A 20,363-nucleotide genomic window follows, 5' to 3' on the forward strand; every position below is an offset into this window, starting at 1 on the left:
TCCCGTAGATCTGATAGAGTTTTTAGGCGGTGTAGAGCGATCGCTTCAAGTCCCTAATTGCCTCCTGATATTGAGCCGTCCCACCAAAAATTCGCACGATTTCCAGGGGAGTACCAAATTGGGTAAACGGCGCAACCGTCAGCACTTGGGTTTCCTCGATCTGCCCCACCCCTGAATCCGCATACTTATCTAGTAGGGCTTCTAATACCCGTCTGGCTCGATCGCCGTACTTCGTAAAGTAATCCCGCTTTTTCACCCGCTCTGCCCGTTCCTTGCGGGTTAAGGGTGGCATATCCCAGGCAATATGACAGAGCAAATCGAACGGATCGCAATCTTTGCCAATCTCATCAGCCAACGCCTCAAAGAATATCCCCTCTTTCGCCAACTCATCGACGATCGCTTGTTTCTTATCCGCACTACTCCACCGCACCAGAAAATCATCTAGGGAGGTGAATTCTTTTGTTAATGTTTTGCGGGTATAGTCTTTGAGCGATTCAGCAATCAATTTACCACTCGAATCATAGTATTGCACCCGCTCGGCAATTACTTTGACTTCGACATTCGCCACCACATAGCGACGTACCCCCATATCTTCAACATCCTCAAGATCCTCGCCATTTGTCCATTCAAAGCCGCCTTCCGGCTCTGGGTATCCGTCTGTAAAATCTTCATCCTCTGACAATTCCGGCGGAACTGGCGAATCATCGGGATGTTGTGGCTCGTAAATCTGCACCGGATCGCCATCAAAATCGCGATCGGCAAATAGTTCGGTCGCTTTTTTGAAGTCGATAATTGTGAAATAAAACTTCCCGAAGTCCTCTTTAATCCGCGTCCCGCGCCCAATAATTTGTTTGAACTCCGTCATCGACTGAATCCGCTGGTCGAGGACGATTAATTTGCAAGTTTGAGCATCGACACCCGTAGTCATCAGTTTAGAAGTAGTCGCGATGACCGGATATTTAGATTCGGGAAAGATGAAATTATCGAGTTCGGCTTTTCCCTCGTCATTGTCCCCAGTAATTCGCATTACATACCGCGAATTATCCGCCGCAAGGTCGGCATTCTCATTCACTAATGCCTGTCGCATCCGCTCCGCATGGTCGATATTTTCACAGAAAACGATCGTTTTATCAAAACGGTTAGTTGCTTTGAGGAAATCACTCACCTTTTTAGCGACTAGTTGGGTACGCGGGTCTAATACTAATTTCTTGTCAAAATCTCGTTGATTATAAATCCGATCCTCAATTTCATTCCCGTATTTATCCCTCTGTCCTGCCGCTGGTCGCCACCCTTCCAAATCCTTGTCGATATCGATCCGTACCACCTTATACGGCGCGAGAAAACCGTCATCAATCCCCTGTCTGAGTGAGTATGTATAAATCGGTTCGCCAAAATAATCGATATTAGAAACTTCCTTAGTTTCCTTGGGAGTAGCCGTCAATCCTACCTGAGTCGCCGCTGAAAAATAGTCTAGTATCTGCCGCCAAGCCGAGTCCGCTGCCGCACTCCCTCGATGACATTCATCAATCACAATTAGATCGAAGAAATCACGACTAAATTGCTTGTAAATCTTCTGTTCCTCTTCATTCCCCGTCACTGCCTGATACAGCGACAGATATATCTCATAAGACTTATCCGCCTGTCGCTGTTTGATCTTGGTCATCGCCGAACCAAAGGGTTTAAAATCATTAGTCATGGTTTGATCGACTAAGATATTTCGATCGGCTAAAAACAAAATCCGTTTCTTCGCCTTCGATTTCCACAGTCTCCAGATAATCTGAAAAGCGGTAAAAGTTTTCCCCGTACCCGTCGCCATCACCAATAGAATTCGATTCTGACCTTTGGAGATCGCTTCGATCGTTTTATCGATCGCCAATAACTGATAGTAGCGTGGAGTCTTATTACTACCGTCACTATAATAATCCTGAGTAATTAACTTTTGCTGCGGTGCAGATAATCCCCGATGTAAGCACCACTGTTCCCATAAAGTTTTCGGCGATGGAAACTCATCTAAACCGATTTCCCGCTCAATTATTCCGTCGGTAGCAATCTTGTTATGAAACAAAAAGCGATCGCCATTGGAACTAAACACAAACGGCACTTGCAGTAGTTCGCCATAGCCCAAACCCTGCTGCATCCCGTCGCCCACCGAATGATTATTATCCTTCGCCTCAATCACTGCGATCGGTAAATTAGGCTTGTAAAACAGCACATAGTCAGCTCGTTTATTCTTCGCACGAGCGTGTAACTTACCCCGCACCAGAATCCGCCCATCTGTCAGCGAAAATTCTTCCCGAATCTGCGTCAAAATATCCCAACCCGATCGTTCTAAAGCTGGAGTGATATATTTGGTGCAAATATCGCGCTCGGAGAGTTGCTTTTTCAGGGTGAACGCACTTAAATCTTATATTATTAAAAACACTTAGAAACTAGATGTAAATTTGATTCATCAAAGATGTGAAATCTATACCCGTCGATAGCTTTAGCTAATTAATTGTGTTAAGTTGATTTGGAACTAATATCATGTAAAATGAAGCTGAAGCCTAAGCATAGTATCGCAGAACACTTTGACGACATAGAAGACATTAGGATTGAACGTGGAAAAAAACATAAACTAATCGACATCATCACGATCTCCATTTGTGCTGTAGTATGTGGGGCGGACGGATGGATAGATATAGAAATGTATGGTATAGCCAGAAAAAAATGGTTAGAAAAGTTCCTAGAACTACCGAATGGAATCCCATCTCATGATACATTTGCTAGAGTATTTTCACAAATTAATCCTGATGAATTTAATAAATCATTCCTGAGTTGGATTAAAGGAATAAGTAAAATAACCGCAGGAGAAATAATTGCCTTTGATGGAAAACAATCTCGAAACTCAGGAGATGAAAAGAATGGTCAAGGTGTAATTAATACAGTCAGTGCCTGGGCTGCAAGTAATAGATTAGTATTAGGTCAAAAGAAAGTAGAAGGAAAATCTAATGAAATCACAGCACTTCCCGAACTGATTCAAATCTTGGATTTAGCAGGATGTATCGTTACCATCGACGCAATGGGATGTCAAAGAGAAATAGTCAAAAAAATCGTCGAAAAAGATGCAGATTATGTAATTGCTGTAAAAAAGAATCAACCGACCTTGTACAAACAAGTAAAGCAGCTATTTAAACAAGCAATTGAAACTCAGGGAAAAGACCTCAACCTGAGTAGCTTCAACAGTAGAGAGATGAATAGAGGTAGAGAAGAAATTCGTAATTATTTAATGATAACAGATGTTGCGGAGCAAATAGATCCACTGCAAAAATGGAAAAAGTTAACTAGTATTGGCATGGTAGAATCAGTTCGAGTTGTCGGCGGAAAGACGAGTGTAGAAACTCGTTATTTTATCAGTAGTCTAGAGAGCGATGCTCAAAAATTAGCAGAGGGAATTAGAAGTCATTGGTCGATAGAAAATTCTCTTCACTGGGTGCTTGATGTTGCTTTTAAAGAAGATGATAGTCGAATTAGGAAAGATAATGCTCCAGCTAATTTTGCGATTTTACGACATATAGCAGTTAACATAATTAGTGAAAATAAAAGTCGAAAGTTAAGTGTTAGAAGTAAGAGATTCTTGGCGACACTTGACGAAGAATATTCAACTGAACTTTTAGAAGCTATTTTGTAATTTATTTGCACTAATTAATCTCGGCTTGACTAATGAGTTGGTCGAGCTTTCTGCTACACTAAATTAAATTAATCGGATCTCATGTTTGATTTTAGTTTCAATTGGCATTGTAATAAGTGCAATTAGTTAGTAAGTACGATTGAGTTAGCTATTCTAGTTTTGATCGATCGAATTACACCCGATTTTGATGCGTTCACCCTGTAGCAGATCGCAGTCGATCGGGTGATACAGATTCTTTTGGTTGGGTAAGAACATCGATCGCATCCAACTGTTGCGATCGCAAAGTAACCGTTGGCATAAGTCTATCAAGAAACGCAAATGGTGTTAACGGAATTTACTGTAGGTCATACGTTCTATCGTGTGCTCGACTTCGTAGGAATAATCCTCATCATCCTCATCAGCATCGTCTTCGTCAACAATTGGTTGAGGTGGAGATACGGTTACTTCGAGGGAGACAGACAGTTGCTCTACCTGAGGTTTCGATCCACTGTTGGCTAGAGCTATCGATATATCATCTAGGTATGACTCTTTCACCACAGGTTTGGAGGCATTTCTGTGACGATCCTCCTCATAACGAGCTGGAGCGGGATTGACCTTTGCATCCTCAACGTTGCGGCGATCGCTTCTTGTTAAATTCTGCTTGTTGGCGAAGAGTTTTCTACGGCGGATAGTTTCTTCCCGAATAGCGACATTATTGATCTGTTTACCAGCAAGTTTGAGCTTCTTGACCGAGTGTCTGACATCTTCAAGTGATAACCGATCTGCTTCTAACCCTACAGCGCAAGCGCGAGAGATGAACTTTTCTCGGCCATCTCGGTGACTGTAAACCAACAGCATCGTAATATCCCTGGGGTCAAATTTCAAAAAAACTTCATTGCCAACGTGTTGCCCTAAGTACTCCCCTTTATAGAGTAGATTCTCAAACTTGATATAGCCACCGTCGTAAACAACACGCTCATTTGTTTGCATCAGACAAATGTCGAGTTCTCGTGGTTTAATTACCGCAGGTGGAGTCTGTAATCCAGCCTCCCACCGTTTCATGCGACTTTGTTCGGGCGCGAAAGGGTTGGCTCTGGTACGCGGATCGGGTTTTTGATTATAGTTATCAACAAGATATCCAACTAAAACCATTTCTAAATCTCGCAGTGTCATTTTGACAACCTTTGCAATATCTTTTGGACGCTTTTGGACATTAGGACCCGTGTAAGCTGGAGCTTCACTCAAAAGTTCGCTTACAGTACGGAAAGGACGCTCGACAATTCCACCTTGAGAGGGCTGTTCTCGACGTTTTGCTTCAAAGCCTAGCTGATCGCCCACGTACACTAAGAAATTAAAGTCTTTACCACCATCTGTATAGATGTATCGAGGAGAGCCATGCGTTATCCAATTACATCTTAGCTGGTATTCTGGAGCATATTGCTTGGGTCGCATCGCGTGTCGCAAAGCTAGGGCAACCACCAGAGAACTGGGTGCTTTGAGTCCTAGTCGATACCCCACAATGCAACGTGAGTAGCAATCAATCACTGTAGTAAGAATCGGACGACCAATATCCACACCATCCTCATCAACAAGTAATATATCTGCTTTAGTGTGATCGATTTGCCAAACTTGATTGCTGCGAGTGACGGAGATATTCTCCTGGTCGCGAGTTCTGAGAATTAAGGTATCGCCGTGCCATCCGGGACTGCGACTACTTTTTGCGGTATTGTTGCTCTCTTCAATTGGCTTCAACCAAATTTCTACGGTTCTAGTACAGGGGGGTTGACCGTATTTCCGCCAAAACTCGAATGCTACGAGCGACTGCTTCTGCTCCTCAAGTTTCATGATGCACTTATGCACTTCCTGTGTATCCAGCTTTCGTTTCCGTAGCTCAGAGAGCTTAGTCTTTAGGTCTGAGATTTGTGTCTGAATCTCACGCCTGTGCTCGTTACAAATCTGCTTACGTTCTTCAATTAACCTTGAAAGTTCTAGATCGAGTTCTTCCTTATCAAAGCCTGCTGCCTCCAATCTGGCGACTTCATCTGACAACTCCAGCTTCACATACTCATAAATCTGGTCTTCAATATGGCTCACAGCTTGAGTACGAGTCATTAATTTGTCACCCTTGTTCCCTCCCTCGTAAATCTTGAGACTTAGGTTATACCAATATTCGCTCCGACGAGGTTGGCCAACATCTGCTCTTTTTGCTTTGAAGAATGAAGCCGTACCCAACTCAATCCAGTCTTGAAAAATACGTCTGACTTGGCGGGTCGATTTCTTTAGCCTCTTTGCTCCTTCTCTAAGTTGTTCGCAGAATAAGTTACGGTTGTTTCGTGCGGCTAAGAGGTTACGGATGACATCTCGTTTTAACTTTTGCTCGTCCGTCAATTGGAGCCTAACTTTTTCTCCATTTTCAAGCGTGATTTCGTCTTCCAACGCGTATCGACGGTCTAGAAACTCGATCCCTTCATCATCTTCTGGTGTGCCATAGCAGGCGATCGACTCTTCCGAGGGCTGGTAAGCGATCTTTTGCCGATCGGTCGCCAATTCTTCTTCATCAGCAATTAGAGGTTCCTCAGTATCAAAATTTTCATCCTCATAGATCGAAGAAAAATCGTTGTCATTTAACCGATCGGAATGCTCATTGGCTTCAGTCAGGGTCATAACTCCGCACTTCCCAATTTGATATAGTAGGTTTGCATTAGTAGCGATTTAGGTTGACCAATCTAGTTTGGCAACCAGTAGAATGTCCACTTCAGTAGGGTCAGTCTGAGAAAATTTAATGCTTCCAATCAACTGTCTAGATGCCTGAGGACTAATTCTGGAGCTGCATCCAACTCCTTGCTCTCATCAATAGCGGAGGTTTTTGAGTTCCCAAGTCGTCTTCCTCAGGGATTAGAGAGAAATTTTCACCCTTCTGCTAATCTCAGTGTTTGTTAATGTCAGGTTGGTTTATGGTTCTTCTGCTCTCAATCATACAGTAATTTTATACTAAAAATATTGCAGGCGGGCAGAAAGCGGATAATTATTCTCAAAAAACTTTCACTATAGTAAGCATAAGCTTTCCGTGACGGAAAAGTTATCGGAGAACGAGCTAAAGCCGCATTAATTTGTCCTACTTAACCTCTGCTTGTAGAATTTTTATGAATCTTCGGTGGTCGCGATACTAAAGTTGAAACCGCTTCTACAAAATGACACGCAATCCTTTGTTCATTCTATAAAGGCTTGGAGCTACTGATAAATATACGTTTTAGCTTTCAAGGTAACGAAATGACATGTAATCCTTCCTCGTGCGTAAAAAACAACAAAACTATTACATAGCAAGGTTTTCAATCAACGATTGACAAAATGACATTTATTCTTTCTACAATACTACGAAATGACATGTAATCCTTCGATCACCTTTTTTCTGAAAATTGATGACTAAAAAGCATCAAAGCCATGCGGAGTAAAGCTTTGGGTTAAGCATCAGTCGTGACATTTATTTCTTCGATTTTGACACTTATTCCTTCGCTCTACAAATGTCACTATTTTACGAATAGTGTTATCAAAGGTATAAGTTACTTGTTTTTAAGCTGCCGCTAATTAATGCTGCAACGAATCTAAGTAACTTGTTGGAAGCTAGATATATTGCAGATCCGCCGCTGAACCGACCCAAAAACACGCCGAGGTTTACTCAGCGTGTTTTTGGGTGCAAACCTGTTGGTAAACTCGGCATTGACGTTATCTCACACAGAAGGCGTTATGGGTATCCCTCCCAGCTCTATTTGCTAGCTGTTAATACTTCGATCGAGTAACGCCTGACATTATTTATCGTTACCCATAAACTCTGGCATTGCGACGATATCTGCGCTCTGGCTGATACCTTCTCGTTTGATTACCTTCCCTACAGTCATCAGCAAAATCTTCAGATCCAACCAAAGACTCCAGTTATCCACATACCACAGATCTAGCTTGAATTTTTCGTCCCAAGTGAGCGCATTGCGACCATTTACTTGCGCCCATCCGGTAATTCCGGGGCGAACATCGTGACGTCGTGCTTGATCGGGGCTATAACGTTCTAGATACCTTACCAGCAGCGGACGGGGGCCAACGAAACTCATGTCGCCTCGGAGCACGTTCCACAGTTGTGGCAGTTCGTCGAGACTGGCTTTGCGCAGCACTTGACCTAGAGGAATCAGCCGTTCCTCATCCGATAATAACTTACCCTGAGCATCGCAATCATCAGTCATCGTGCGAAACTTAAACACGGTAAAAATCTTGCCATTTTTGCCGGGACGGGTTTGCGTAAAGACAACCGGGCTACCCATGCGAAGGCGAACGACGATCGCCACAACAAGTAGTATCGGCGAAAATAACAGTAGTAACAATGCTGCCATCACTCGATCGCTAAATAGTTTAATGCCTCGACTAAAATAGTGGAGTAAATTGTTGGAAGATTTGGTTTGGATCATATTCGTCATCTATCGTTAGTTACTGCTAGAGCGATGGAGCCGGGATACTGCCCCAGCTAATCTTTATTTTTCCCATCTCCTCTATCCCGATTACTAGAAAAAGGATTTTTTTACTTTCTAACTCTAACAATTTGGGAAAGCTACACTTTATAGTTTATACAGTACTGTAGCTCTTTAGCTGCAAAAGCTATTCTAGATCGAGCGACCGACTCGGCCAATTTTACTGCTTCCGTCTATTTGAGAATCGAGATTCTATCGTGAATAAAATTATTTCAGTACCCAGTCAGCCGATTACTCCCGTTTCGTCCGCATCCGCTCGCTCTCAAATGGAAGCCGAGCGCGTTCAGGAGATATTGACCTTACTGACGAGTTTGATGGCTAGAGAAGAGGCGACGATTAAATTGATTATCGATTGCCTATACGATATCGGCTATGTCAATTTAATTAATAAGAAGGTACGATTGCGACCGCTCAACTCGCTTGCCAAGTTTATTGCCAAACGATCGAAACCTGTAGCTAAAATATTTGCATGGCGATGGTTTATTAAAAATTGCCCACAATTAATTGCGAAATGGTTATATGTCAAAGTCCAGTTTTAACTGAGTTAAAGCTAAAAGCTGACGCGATACATCTGGAATAGCTGTCCTGATTTTGTTGCTGTGACTTTACCGCCGACTTGTTTAACTAGATCGTTGAATTCTGCCAGCGGCGATAAAAAGACTTCAGCACCCAAATATGTCTCTAAAATCGCCCAGTTTTCGGCAATTTCAGTAGTGGGATCGATCGCGTCAAAGACAAAGATGCCATCTGGTTTCAAGACTCGTTTGACTTCTTGGAGCACTAGTTTCCAGTACTCAAGTGGATAATAGCAACTGAATCCAGTCGCGATCGCTCGATCGAATGTATCGTTATCATACTGTAATTGATGGGCTGCGCCAGATTGAACTCCCTTAAATAATTTAGAATTTAATTGCGAACCGCGCGAATTCAGGGCACTCCGCGCGACGGAACTCACTTCTTGTCCATAGAAGTATGTTTCCCACTCGCGCCAATTATAAATTAAAAAACTCACGCCACAGCCAATATCTAAGCAGCGATGGTTCTTTTTAAATCCGGCTAGTTCCCAAAATGGCGAAGTAATTTTTGCCGCCAGATTGTGACCGATCCATTCTCTAAAAATGGGCATCGCTTCTACTTCTGCTGGTAACTCAAAAGCTTCTTGTTTATATTCTCGATCGAATCTTTGTTTGACTCGATCGATTTGACTATTCCAGTCTTGTTGTGGTGAAATGAGAGAACCGTACATAATTAATAATTGATAGCGGGTAGACAGCGTAGGGTGGGCAGTTCCCACCATCTGGATTTCAGATATAACCTATTTTAAAAGTCGCTGCTCATCATCTAAATTTTAGAAATAATCTAAGAGCTATTTTTGATTTTCTAGGTGCTTGAAGACTGATTTGTCACCGATGTCGTCGGGGATTAATTGGAATGCTTTGCGGCTGGCAAATATAAAAAATAAACCAGACCAAATAGTGAGTAAAATAGCTTCTATATTTAGAGTAAGTAGACTGGTAAGATGACCTAAGAGTAAGATTGGCACCAGAAATGTAAGAATTTTGGTTTCAAAGCGATTGAAGCAAAAGGCTTCTTTAAAAAAGATACCTGTAAGTGCGGCAAAGGTAAAACCGATACCTAAAATTGTTAAAGGATGCTCGTAAACGATCGATCCGATCGGTTCGCGATAATACAAGGAAAACCCGATCGCGCTCGCACAGCCGATCGCCCAAAATAATTGCAAAGCTCTGTGCAAAATGGTCATATAAATATGAATCGTAATTAAGGCGATGCCTAAAGCAACCGAAAATGTAACATACAACCAAGTTACTAAACTGAGAGTATTGGGTGAGGGGCGTTCGCTGCTACTTTCTGGCAATAATACTAGCAAAGTTGCGATGGCAAAACTTACTGCCGCTACCATCAAAGCACTTCGATAAACGATGACGCCTTGACGATCGCGATCGGTAATTGTAAATGTGCCAAACTGCCCTTGATAGATTTCGGGAGTGAGATTTGATTCGAGTGCCGACATGTGCGTGACCTCCACTAAATTTAGAGATTGCGATCGCGATTTATTAACCGCGAAACTGTTGCTGGTATGCGAGAAAGACTGCTTCGATTGTCAGATGAGCGTCAAGTGATGGCGGTCGATCTGCTAATTCTATTTTCGCTAATATTTGTCGTGCCAAACGATCGCTAACTTGAATTTTTGCTGCTGGATCTAGAGCGGGATATCGATACAGATATTTCCGCATCGTCCCAAAGTCATCGGTTGTCAATGCGGCGATACGTCCGGTTTCGATCAGTTGATTGGCTAAGTCTGTTGCGGCTGGTGAGAGGCTAATTTTTTGGGTGGCTACTGTTTGTCCTTCTTGAATTAAAATCGTACCCGCAACCCAATCGCCGAGACGTTTTTCTTGGGGTGTAAAAATAATAAATAATATGCCCAGGCAAAATAAGTCATCGATCGGACGTAGTAACGCTCGCAAGATCGATTGTTGAATGCCAACATTGCGGCCATCATCTCGAATTACCCTAATTTTTACATGTCGCTTACCAGGAGTTTGACCCCGCCAGAGAGTCTCAAACAGAATAAAATAACCGATATATACTGCAAATAATATCAATAGTTGGATGGCTGAGAGCCAAGTGCTATATGTTTTTGATTGTAGCCAAGGGACTTGCGAATACAATAGTGCCCAACCTATCAACAATAAAAAGAGTGTGAAACTCCAAATGAGATAGTCAATGATTATTGCTAGTGTCCGATTTCCGATTCCCGCTAAGATAAATTCTAGTTCGACACTCTCTGGGGTTTGGGATTTAACTCGGTTTAAGAATTTCATCTGATTTAGTATTTACTACCTGCGATCGCCTAAATACTCAAGTCTATACCTTCGCGACGATTGCGCAGATCGTAGTAGACGATCGCTTTAATCGCTTGCCAGAAAGGCATGATAATTAGTTCGCCCAGCAGACTGAGGATAAAGCCGCCCAACATTAGCAGCGAACCAATTGCTTGAGTTGATGGATCGATCGATCCCACCTGACTGGTAGTCATAATTTGACCGATAAAACTGGGAACATTGCCCATTGAGGTAATTGGTAGCGTCACTAAAAACCCCACCGCAATAATCGCTGCAACTTTGTTAGCCACAACCCCACTTAACTGCCGACTCCGACTAATACTATAGCTAGCCGATGTTGTAGACTCGATCGCCATTGGTAATTCGGACACAAACCAGTAAGCATAGTAACGAATCAATAATGCAAACCAGAGCAAGATTAAAACGATCGCGAGCAACCCGATGATAAACGACACAGCGAGATTAGCCGTCGGCACCTTCAATATAGATAAAATGGCGGCAGCCATAAAGATAACGATGATGACCCCGATATAGCTGACTAGTGCGACGACAAATAGGTACAGGCTCACCAGCCACGAGAGTCTCAAGAAACCCCACATGCGCGGTAGCAGGTTTTGTGTAGCCACAGCAACGGTTTCTGGTGCATTGGCTAGCTCCTGATAAGCTAACCGACAAATTATGGCTCGATCGGTAGAATACTTAGCTAAAAAATAAAAGGTGGCAGCCACCCATCCCAAAACAACCGGAATGGCCGCTAGCCACGATTTGGTGAAGCCATACATCACGCCACCGACAAATAACAACCCGATCGAAGCTGCGACGATCGCTACTACCCAAGCAGTCGCTCGTGCTGATACCTGTAAATAACGTTTAAAGTTGGACTTGTATAGAGTAGTGGCCATAGTGACGACATTCCCGATACTCAAGGTACCAACCGGATCGGCATTATTTTTCATCATGATCTGACATTGCCTATTGGCGATTGTGGTGATGCTGTGTCTAAATTCTCACCACAATCATAATACCCAGACGTCGCTATTTAAAAAATTGCTGAACGCCAGAGAGATTAGCCGTATCCCGAATCACTAGAAATACACCCAAGCCTAGCAATAAAAATAAACCTGTCTGCATCACGGTTTCTTGCAATTTCATCGGTAGGGGTTTACCCAGCAAACCTTCAAACAACAAAAATGCCAACTGACCGCCATCCAAAGCAGGTAATGGCAAAATATTCATTACTGCCAAATTGATGCTGATCAGCGCGCCAAATTGGAGCAATCCAGCAATATTTGTCGAAGCGATATTCGATCCGATTTCGACAATTTTGATCGGCCCTGCGATTTGACTGGCTGTATCGCCAAAATTAGTCACTAATTGGGACAAACCTTGAACTGTCAGCACCACAACGCGCTCGAATTCACTCGCGCCTTTAGCCAGTGCATCGATCGGACTTACAGATCGATCGATAATAATATCGGCATTGGGTGCGAGTTTAACTCCAATTTGACCTTTGCCGCTATCGTTGGCATCGGGGGTAACTTGCAGGTTGAGAGTCTCGTTACCGCGTTGGATCTCGAAGGTTAGTGGTTGCTGGGCGTGGTTCTGGATTTCGCTCATCAACTTAACGATCGCGGGTTTACCATCTCCTAGTGGCTCTTTATCTACCGCTACAATGATATCTTTGGCTTGGAGTCCAGCTTTACCCGCCGCCGTACTCAGATTGGTTGCAATCCCTGATACGACTACGCCGGGATGATAATTAATCTGTTGAAATCCGGTGACGCTAACCTGGACGACCAACAAAAAATAAGCAAAAATCAAGTTGGCAATTACGCCCGCACTAATGACGATCGCTCGATCGAGTATCGGACGATTGCGAAGTAAATTGGGATCGTTGGCTGGAATATCGCTGTCGGGATCGTCATCGGGAAAACCGACGAAACCACCGAGCGGCAATGCGCGTAGCGCGTATTCAGTTTGCTTGCCTTGATATTTTAATAATATCGGCCCAAACCCGATCGAGAATTTATTTGCATAAATACCCTGTAATCTGGCTGCTAAAAAGTGCCCCAGCTCGTGGATAAAAATTAATACTGCTAAAACGCCAATCGCCGCCAATGTTGACATATTTTCTCTTAGTTTGACCTACTATCCCCCATTTTAATCCGGTATGGAGAGTGTGGGGAGTCTCTGGAGATCGGGAAACTATACTTTGGATAGTGGATAGTGAATCGTTTGGTATTGCTGAATTTTAGTGAAGATTTTTCGGAGATCGCTCGATTGAGTTAGGCAGTCACTGGTTCGGCTAAGTGTACCCTAGTCACATAATTAAGATGCACAAAACCACGATCGTCTTGCCAGCGATCGTGTAACTGCTCTAGATCTGACATCAGTTGCTGGAGTGCAGCTCCTGCGCTGGGGGTATAAGAATTACTCCGCACCCGTCCCTTTAATCCAGCTAAATCTAATGCTTGGCAATTGGCAAAAGTATATTCTCGAATATTGGTAAAATGCGGACTTAACAGTAACGATCGAGCAGAATCCAATCGATCGTGAATCGCGGGATTTGTCGATGCTGCCAGCGTTAACTCGCTGTATTCTTTGGTAAACGCATCTTCTTTATCCCGATTATTCCATACTAAAGCCAGCCTACCAGGATTGCCAGTTGCGGTTGTAGATTTGAGGATGCGTTGAAACTCTCCAAATGTGGGTTCGGGATCGAACCAGTGAAATGCCTGAAAACAAGTTACCAAATCGACTGAAGCAGCTTCTAAGCCAGTTGCTTCGGCGGTACCATTCCGAAATTCCACCAATGGATGGGGTGTGGCTGCCGATCGCATTGCGGCATTTGGTTCGATCGCCCACACCCTGACATTCCGCTCTGCCAACAGTCGCGCTGAAATGCCTGTACCCGCGCCAATATCTGCGGCGATTGGTTCTGTATCTACTCCATCTAGAATCGTGTCGATCGCGGCTGCTGGATAGCTCGGTCGGTATTTGACATAATCTGCGGCTCGATCTGAGAATCGATCGAGCGGATTGAGGGTATATAGTGGGGGATTCAAGTTGATTTCGCTCATGACTAAAATTTAGTACTGCTGACTTAGTATCTGCTGTCACGATCGTCTGACACAATTATTTCTTTTCCCCCGTGCCCCGCCCCTGGCTCTCACATCTCTTCCCAAACTCTGGCATCCCTAAAATCTATCTCTAGTCAAATCTAACTATAAATGCTAAAATAGTAAGTTGCAAAATTTAACTATAATTTTCAGTATTCATGACCCTAACTCAAGAACGCAAGCAAGAGATCGCAGCACAGTATCAGTTGCACGCAACCGATACGGGTTCTTCGGATCTGCAAGTCGCCATGCTGACTGAAAGAATCAATCGCCTCAGCGAACACCTCAAAACCAACAAAAGCGACCACGCTTCCCGCCGAGGCTTGTTGAAAATGATCGGACAGCGCAAGCGGTTATTAGCATTCATTCAGTCAGAAAACGTCCAACGTTACCAAAATTTGGCCGACAGTCTCGGTATCCGTCGCGTCAAAGACTAAGAACGCCCCAAAAACAACAGCGATTCTCCCGATCGAGAGGCTACGCCAACGTGCTTCCCGCTGAGGCTCGTCGAACACGATCGGACAGCGCAAGCGGTTATTGGCATTCATTCAGTCTAAGAGCGTCCAACGTTACCAGAATCTGGCCGACAGTCTCGGTATCCGTCGCGTCAAAGACTAGTTATCAAAGCGATCGCTAGTTGCGAGTGACTAGCAAAAAAGTTCATCCATAACCCATACCCGCTCTCATTACCTAGCTCTAAGAAAACAAGCATTATGCCAGAGGAGAATTCCCGCCAATCTGTTCCGTTTGAACCGCGCAAAAGCAAACAGCGCAAACCCGCAGCCAAAAAAGGGACGCCGATCGTCAAACCAAAAACTGCCTCGCCAGCAATGGCAGAGCAGGGTTCGGGTTATATTCCCGACGTTGTCAGCAAACGGATGATTCGGCGGGTGCTGGTATTCTGTGGCATTCCGATCTTGATGGGGATGGGGATCTTCTTGGGGAGTTATTGGATTATCATCAATCACTTATTTAAAGTCCCAAATACTGTCGTCTTACTGACGAGTATGGCATGTTTGGGATTGAGTGTATTGGGACTCTCTTATGGCATCCTCTCGGCTTCTTGGGAAGAAGATAGCAGCAGCCAAGGTAGTCTGCTAGGGTGGCAAGAATTTAAAATCAACTTTGGCAGAATGGCAGACGCCTATCGTGCCTCTAAACAAATGCAAAGCAGCATCGATCGCGACTAAAGTTCGTCGATCGCGGGTGGTAATGAGGACGCAACAGTCGGGTATAATATTTGCTGCAATACGCTCTCATCCCCATCCATGCAGATCCATCCCACATCAGCGATCGAATCTGGAGCTAAAATCGGTACTAATGTCTCGATTGGTCCATTTTGCTACATTCGACACGATGTCGAAATTGGGGATAACTGTACTTTAGATGCCCACGTTACCCTCTTGCCCCACACTTCGATCGGGCAAAATTGCCATCTCCATAGTAACGTCGTCATTGGCGATACACCTCAAGATTTGGCATTCAAAGACGAGCCGAGTTATGTCAAGATCGGCAATAATTGCAGCATTAGAGAAGGAGTAACGATCCATCGCGGAACCAAAGCTGGATCGATTACTAAAGTAGGTAATAATTGCCTATTAATGGCTAACAGTCACTTGGCGCATAACGTCCAACTCGGTAATGATATTATCGTCGCCAATGGAGCACTTTTGGCTGGATATGTAGAAGTTGGCGATCGCGCATTTATCAGCGGTAATTGTCTGGTGCATCAATTTGTAAGAATTGGCAGATTGGTAATGATGGCAGGCGGTTCAGCCGCTCAAAAAGATATTCCCCCCTTTTGCATGACGCGCAGTACTACGCTCAATAAAGTGATGGGCTTGAATACAGTTGGTTTGCGCAGGGCGGGATTGACATCTGAAGAAAGATTGACACTCAAACGTGCTTTTAGAATCCTATATCAATCAAATTTACTAATCCCCGAAGCTTTATCAAAATTAGAAACTGAATTCGACACAGATTTAGTCAGAGAAATCTGTGATTTTATCAAGCATTCTCAACAGGGATATGGGCGTGGGATTGCTGGATACGTCCGCCAGAGACAGCGCGAAGAATAGACAACCAGCGGGATTTAAGGATTAATAGGATGAGGTGTTATGTACTATTTACCAAACCATCCACCCATCTACCCCTTACCCGTCTGTCGATCGACAGAGATTTTAGCAAGGGCTTGAAAGTTACAAATCCGTCTGTTGAGTGATATGTCTAGGGCGCAATCCTTAGTATAACTAAAGGGTGAAACCCACAGATGAATTCAACGCCATGAACTTCAAGCTCGATCGTTTAGTTAGTAATATCCAGCAGCAACTCACAAAATTAATCGGTGGGTTATTGCTACTTACTATGGTTTGGCAAGGTGTCATCCTCGGCGTCGATGTTGCGGTTGCTGCCCCCGCAATCGGTACTAATAGCGATCGTGTTTCCGAGCAGGTAGCCGACAAAGCAGCACAAATTAAAAACTCGATCGAGGAAGAGATCGGTAAGGCACAAACACCAATCCAAGATCGGCCTGGAGAAGTTAAGAATAAGGTCAACAATGGCTTGAACTACACTGAACAGCCAACCGATCGCAACCAAGATCGAGCCGAAAACAACGCTGATAACATTGCCCAAAAGGTTAAAAACTTCTTTGGAAAATAGAAGCCGAATTTTCGCTGCGCCTTGGGTGACTTACTAGACCAGACCAGCTCGAATATTGTAGCTTCTGGCACCCGATCGAGCAACAAATTTGCTGTTGTGCTGATGAATGTGCATTCTAGACTCACTAAATAAACATACTTGGAGACAACAAAAATGCGTCCGATCAATATTGGCTTAACTGACGAGCAACGCTTAGGTGTAATCGATTTACTCAATCATGACTTAGCAGATTCCTATCTCTTAGTAGTCAAAACCAAAAAATTTCATTGGGATGTAGTTGGCCCTCAGTTTATGTCTCTGCACGAACTGTGGGATAAACAATACGAAGCTATTTCTACCAATATCGATGCGATCGCCGAACGGATGCGCTCGCTCGGTGGTTACCCGATCGGCACGATGAAAGGCTTCTTGGAATATGCTTCGATCGGCGAACATCCTGGTAACATCCCGACGGCTACAGGCATGGTATCTGCCCTAGTAGAAGACCACGAGGCAATCGTGCGCAACCTGCGCGAGCATATCGATAGTTGCAGCGAGAATTTTCATGACGAAGGTACTGCCGACTTCTTGACTGGCATTATGGAGCAGCACGAAGAAATGGCTTGGATGCTGCGCTCCTTTATTGAAGGCGAAGCTCTAGCCGCCAACGGTGCTCGCCCCGATCTGCAAAGCAAAGCTCCCGTCGGTGTCTAATTTATCTCTACGCGATCGAGCTAGCATGTTTAGCTATTTTTCAACCTGCTAGTGACGAGCGTAGATCTTTACCTGACTCCCACCTTCCTCCGAGCGAGCGGATGCAACCATGCAGAGGTTCCCTCCCGGCTGCGAGCCGCTGTAGCAGTCGTATAGGCAGTTTCCGCAGAGGCTATGCCTACGCGCTCGGCGGGTCTCCCACCGAGCGCGCACCGCTAAATCCCTTTTAAGAAAGGGGGTGGGGGGAACTCACCTCAAACGAATCCAGTGTCTAAAAAGTTGGAACAACGTAGCCCAACTCTTTAAAACCAGCAATTCAGCATCCCTTTACTCCATATTTTACAATGTCAGAACAAACCCAAGTCCAACCCACGACTTCCGTAGTAGAACGCACCATTTCTGCCGTCTTTGCAGAAGAGAACCAAATCGATGGTGTCGTCCGCCGTCTGATCGATCGCGGTATTCCTAAAGAAGACATCTCTGTAATGGGACGCAACTTTCAGTCCCAAACCAAAATTACCGGATTTATTTCTAAGCGCGACGTCATCTTGGGTGGACTTCGTAGTGGAGCTATTTTTGGTTCGTTATTTGGCTCTTTCTTGAGCTTGCTGACTGGTGTCGGCGTATTACTAGTGCCGTTTGTCGGCCCGATTGTTGCCGCAGGGCCGATCGGCGCGATCTTACTCGGAGCTACTAGCGGTGCGATCGCAGGTAGTGCCGGAGCAGGATTGGTATCTGTTTTAGCCGCTCTTGGTATGCCCGAAGAACAAGCAGCACTCTATCAAACTCGCCTCGCCGCAGGTGAATTTGTGATGATGCTGGAAGTCCCTGCCGAGCGCGCGGGTGAATATCAACTGCTTCTAGAAAGCGCGGGTGCTAAAGATATCCACGTTAACGAGTCGCCCCTACCGCGCGCTGCTGGGCAATGCAACAGCCCCGAAGACCTCTCGCCCGAAATCCGCTCGCACTTGTCTGACGAAGCTCAGACAGTGTTTGTCTCTAGCTACGGTGCCGCACTCAAGCAAACCAATGACAAAACTAAGGCAGAACAAGCTGCTTGGGCGAAAGTCATGGAGCAATTTGATGAAGACGAAAATGGTGTCTGGTCGAAGGCCAAATCCACTGTCTAGCATTTTGTAAAAAATCGCGTCAATAATTTGACCGAGTGTAAATATTCTCCTCTATCGATCGATAGAGGAGAAATACCCATTTCAACAGATAAATAGGCAGGTGAGAGATAGTATATTGATAGATACTTTAGTTGTGTGAATAACACACCTGAAAATAATATGGAAGATATAGATCTCATTTTAGAAAAGACTCCAGCAACAGAAGATGTACCTCGCGATCGACCGCAAACTTTGGCGGATGCTGAGGTTCAAATGAAAAATGAAATTGATAGCCAAGTCCAAACCGACCCAACATCACCGACTACAGACAAATCTCCCAGTCTGAGCGATACTTGTTCGGGAATGAAAGAGCTTTCGATAACTGAAGGTCAACAACTAGTTGCCAAAAATGAGAGTTTGGGTAAACCCCAAACTTTTACACAGGCATGTTCGGCGATGAAGGAGGAAATAGCTACTGAAGCAGAAATGCTGTATCCGGCTGCTCTGAATAGCGAAACCCCAGAGAGTGGAGCGAGCGAAGCGATAAGACATGAATTGTCAGAACGAGCTGAAGACGAGCATCAGAGTTCTGCAACTTAAAGCTTGGAACCCGACGCACCCCCCACCACCGAACAAGCTAAAAAAGCCCTGCACGAATCAGTTAGGTTCGTGAAGTAAACTCTAAACTCTACCGCAGATGCCCCCGATTTTAACTAGAAGTCAGGGGTATCTTTTCACCCGTGCGAACAATACAATGGCCTTCAAGTCATGCCGAGCATAGCAACTTTAACTAATCCGTCGATCGAAGTATTTTTGTGAGCCGATCTACAGATGTCCGCTCTAGATAGATCGCGCTATGAGTATGGCTTTGAGTAGAGAGAGTTTTTAGATAATTATCGTATAGTACAGATAGTTCAACTGCGAAAGATAACAGCAGTATAAGACATAGGAGAATAATATGAGTATCGAAGATCGCGCTAAAGCAGCCGCTCAAAATGTAGAAGGCAAAGGTCAAGAAGTTGTCGGCGCAGTAACTGGAAGTACTGAAGACGAAGCGGCTGGAAAAGCCAAACAAGGTGCGGCCAAAGTTCGTGATGGGATCGAAGATGCCAAAGATAAAATTGGCGACAAAGCTAAAGAAGTCGGTAACAAAATTAGCGATGCTGTGGATCGCACTAAAGACGAGTTAAACAAATAACTCTCTCATATAGTAGTCCTATTTAATTTGTAAGAACATAGTAGGGTGCGTTGCGCTGTCGCGATAACACACCGAAGAATAAATCTCATGAATCATTTAGGGTTGCCATAGTTGTTATTGACTGATACTGGGTAAATTAAATTTAAAACTTAGGTAGTCTCTGCCTAAGTTTTTTTATTAACAACATATATTAACTATGAAGCTTATGTCTTTTGACATAGATCCCATTTACATAAGTATATCTAATTGTTTGTTACAGTGTCATTCTTTACACCTATCGACCGAGTGTGAATTGTAGTCTAGCTTGATAAGATAGAGATAATAAGTCAAGTTAAAAATTCTAAAGTTTATATGCCCAGATTAGTAGGAAGAACCTCGAAAACTCCCTTGTACACAACGATCGCCTTATTAGTTTTGGCCGCTGCTACAGCACTAGAGTATACCGGAGAGATAGATTTAGTCGCAGGTTTCGGTAGAGACAACCCCAGCATGAGATCCACACAGTTCTATGACGATTCTCAGCTGCGAAGACCGATAGAACCGTAGATAAAATATA

Annotated in this window: 19 protein-coding genes; 10 read left to right on the forward strand and 9 right to left on the reverse strand. The window is 44.2% G+C overall.

All coding sequences use genetic code 11. The features are described from left to right. Positions 1 to 22: 22 nt before the first annotated feature. Positions 23 to 2,386 (reverse strand): EcoAI/FtnUII family type I restriction enzme subunit R, encoded by a 2,364-nt coding sequence (gene hsdR, locus CHA6605_RS20265; protein WP_015161255.1) that lies wholly within the window; start codon positions 2,384 to 2,386, stop codon positions 23 to 25. A gap of 144 nt (positions 2,387 to 2,530) precedes the next feature. Between hsdR and CHA6605_RS20270 the strand changes: the two genes are divergently transcribed. After that, on the forward strand, positions 2,531 to 3,667 hold the full coding sequence (locus tag CHA6605_RS20270; RefSeq protein WP_015157748.1) for an ISAs1 family transposase: 1,137 nt from the start codon (positions 2,531 to 2,533) through the stop codon (positions 3,665 to 3,667). A 324-nt stretch (positions 3,668 to 3,991) separates the two neighbouring features. On the opposite strand, the gene CHA6605_RS31870 is transcribed toward CHA6605_RS20270, so the two are convergent. Both CHA6605_RS31870 and CHA6605_RS20280 read right to left on the reverse strand, forming a co-directional pair. Continuing rightward, on the reverse strand, positions 3,992 to 6,310 hold the full coding sequence (locus CHA6605_RS31870; RefSeq protein WP_015161256.1) for a Mu transposase C-terminal domain-containing protein: 2,319 nt from the start codon (positions 6,308 to 6,310) through the stop codon (positions 3,992 to 3,994). Between the two features lie 1,142 nt (positions 6,311 to 7,452). Next, positions 7,453 to 8,100: a sugar transferase gene (locus CHA6605_RS20280; RefSeq protein WP_015161257.1), complete on the reverse strand. Its 648-nt coding sequence runs from the start codon at positions 8,098 to 8,100 to the stop codon at positions 7,453 to 7,455. A 257-nt stretch (positions 8,101 to 8,357) separates the two neighbouring features. On the opposite strand from CHA6605_RS20280, the gene CHA6605_RS20285 reads away from it, so the two are divergent. Continuing rightward, entirely contained in the window at positions 8,358 to 8,699 is a 342-nt protein-coding gene (locus CHA6605_RS20285) for a hypothetical protein (RefSeq protein WP_015161258.1), read from the forward strand. Between the two features lie 11 nt (positions 8,700 to 8,710). On the opposite strand, the gene CHA6605_RS20290 is transcribed toward CHA6605_RS20285, so the two are convergent. The 6 genes from CHA6605_RS20290 to CHA6605_RS20315 form a co-directional block, all read right to left on the reverse strand. After that, the gene (locus CHA6605_RS20290; protein WP_041549730.1) at positions 8,711 to 9,406 is read right to left on the reverse strand and encodes a class I SAM-dependent methyltransferase; all 696 of its coding nucleotides are present in this window, start codon (positions 9,404 to 9,406) and stop codon (positions 8,711 to 8,713) included. 120 nt (positions 9,407 to 9,526) lie between these two features. Further along, positions 9,527 to 10,192: a DUF2301 domain-containing membrane protein gene (locus CHA6605_RS20295; RefSeq protein ID WP_015161260.1), complete on the reverse strand. Its 666-nt coding sequence runs from the start codon at positions 10,190 to 10,192 to the stop codon at positions 9,527 to 9,529. A 43-nt stretch (positions 10,193 to 10,235) separates the two neighbouring features. Next, positions 10,236 to 11,006, reverse strand: a complete 771-nt coding sequence (locus CHA6605_RS20300) for an RDD family protein (protein WP_015161261.1) — start codon at positions 11,004 to 11,006, stop codon at positions 10,236 to 10,238. A gap of 29 nt (positions 11,007 to 11,035) precedes the next feature. Beyond that, entirely contained in the window at positions 11,036 to 11,986 is a 951-nt protein-coding gene (locus tag CHA6605_RS20305) for a hypothetical protein (protein ID WP_015161262.1), read from the reverse strand. 76 nt (positions 11,987 to 12,062) lie between these two features. Continuing rightward, positions 12,063 to 13,154, reverse strand: a complete 1,092-nt coding sequence (gene rseP, locus CHA6605_RS20310) for an RIP metalloprotease RseP (protein ID WP_015161263.1) — start codon at positions 13,152 to 13,154, stop codon at positions 12,063 to 12,065. A gap of 158 nt (positions 13,155 to 13,312) precedes the next feature. Beyond that, positions 13,313 to 14,107: a class I SAM-dependent methyltransferase gene (locus CHA6605_RS20315; RefSeq protein ID WP_015161264.1), complete on the reverse strand. Its 795-nt coding sequence runs from the start codon at positions 14,105 to 14,107 to the stop codon at positions 13,313 to 13,315. Between the two features lie 197 nt (positions 14,108 to 14,304). Between CHA6605_RS20315 and rpsO the strand changes: the two genes are divergently transcribed. The 8 genes from rpsO to CHA6605_RS20355 all read left to right on the forward strand — a co-directional run bounded on the left by rpsO (position 14,305) and on the right by CHA6605_RS20355 (position 19,807). Further along, positions 14,305 to 14,583 (forward strand): 30S ribosomal protein S15, encoded by a 279-nt coding sequence (gene rpsO, locus CHA6605_RS20320; RefSeq protein ID WP_015161265.1) that lies wholly within the window; start codon positions 14,305 to 14,307, stop codon positions 14,581 to 14,583. Positions 14,584 to 14,859: 276 nt separating this feature from the next. Beyond that, a complete protein-coding gene (locus CHA6605_RS20325) occupies positions 14,860 to 15,336 on the forward strand; it encodes a PAM68 family protein (RefSeq protein WP_015161266.1) in 477 nt (158 codons plus the stop codon). Between the two features lie 78 nt (positions 15,337 to 15,414). Next, positions 15,415 to 16,224 carry an acyl-ACP--UDP-N-acetylglucosamine O-acyltransferase gene (gene lpxA / locus CHA6605_RS20330; protein WP_015161267.1) on the forward strand — a complete coding sequence of 270 codons (810 nt, stop codon included), beginning with the start codon at positions 15,415 to 15,417 and terminating at the stop codon, positions 16,222 to 16,224. 178 nt (positions 16,225 to 16,402) lie between these two features. Then, positions 16,403 to 16,807, forward strand: a complete 405-nt coding sequence (locus CHA6605_RS20335; protein WP_041548337.1) for a hypothetical protein — start codon at positions 16,403 to 16,405, stop codon at positions 16,805 to 16,807. A gap of 153 nt (positions 16,808 to 16,960) precedes the next feature. Continuing rightward, positions 16,961 to 17,500, forward strand: coding sequence for a Dps family protein (locus tag CHA6605_RS20340; RefSeq protein ID WP_015161269.1), 540 nt, complete (start codon positions 16,961 to 16,963; stop codon positions 17,498 to 17,500). Between the two features lie 344 nt (positions 17,501 to 17,844). Next, positions 17,845 to 18,630, forward strand: a complete 786-nt coding sequence (locus tag CHA6605_RS20345) for a ChaB family protein (protein WP_015161270.1) — start codon at positions 17,845 to 17,847, stop codon at positions 18,628 to 18,630. A 159-nt stretch (positions 18,631 to 18,789) separates the two neighbouring features. Continuing rightward, positions 18,790 to 19,209: a hypothetical protein gene (locus CHA6605_RS20350; RefSeq protein WP_015161271.1), complete on the forward strand. Its 420-nt coding sequence runs from the start codon at positions 18,790 to 18,792 to the stop codon at positions 19,207 to 19,209. 358 nt (positions 19,210 to 19,567) lie between these two features. After that, on the forward strand, positions 19,568 to 19,807 hold the full coding sequence (locus tag CHA6605_RS20355; RefSeq protein ID WP_015161272.1) for a CsbD family protein: 240 nt from the start codon (positions 19,568 to 19,570) through the stop codon (positions 19,805 to 19,807). Positions 19,808 to 20,363: the final 556 nt, after the last annotated feature.

The organism is Chamaesiphon minutus PCC 6605 (assembly GCF_000317145.1).
GTDB classification, from domain to species: domain Bacteria; phylum Cyanobacteriota; class Cyanobacteriia; order Cyanobacteriales; family Chamaesiphonaceae; genus Chamaesiphon; species Chamaesiphon minutus.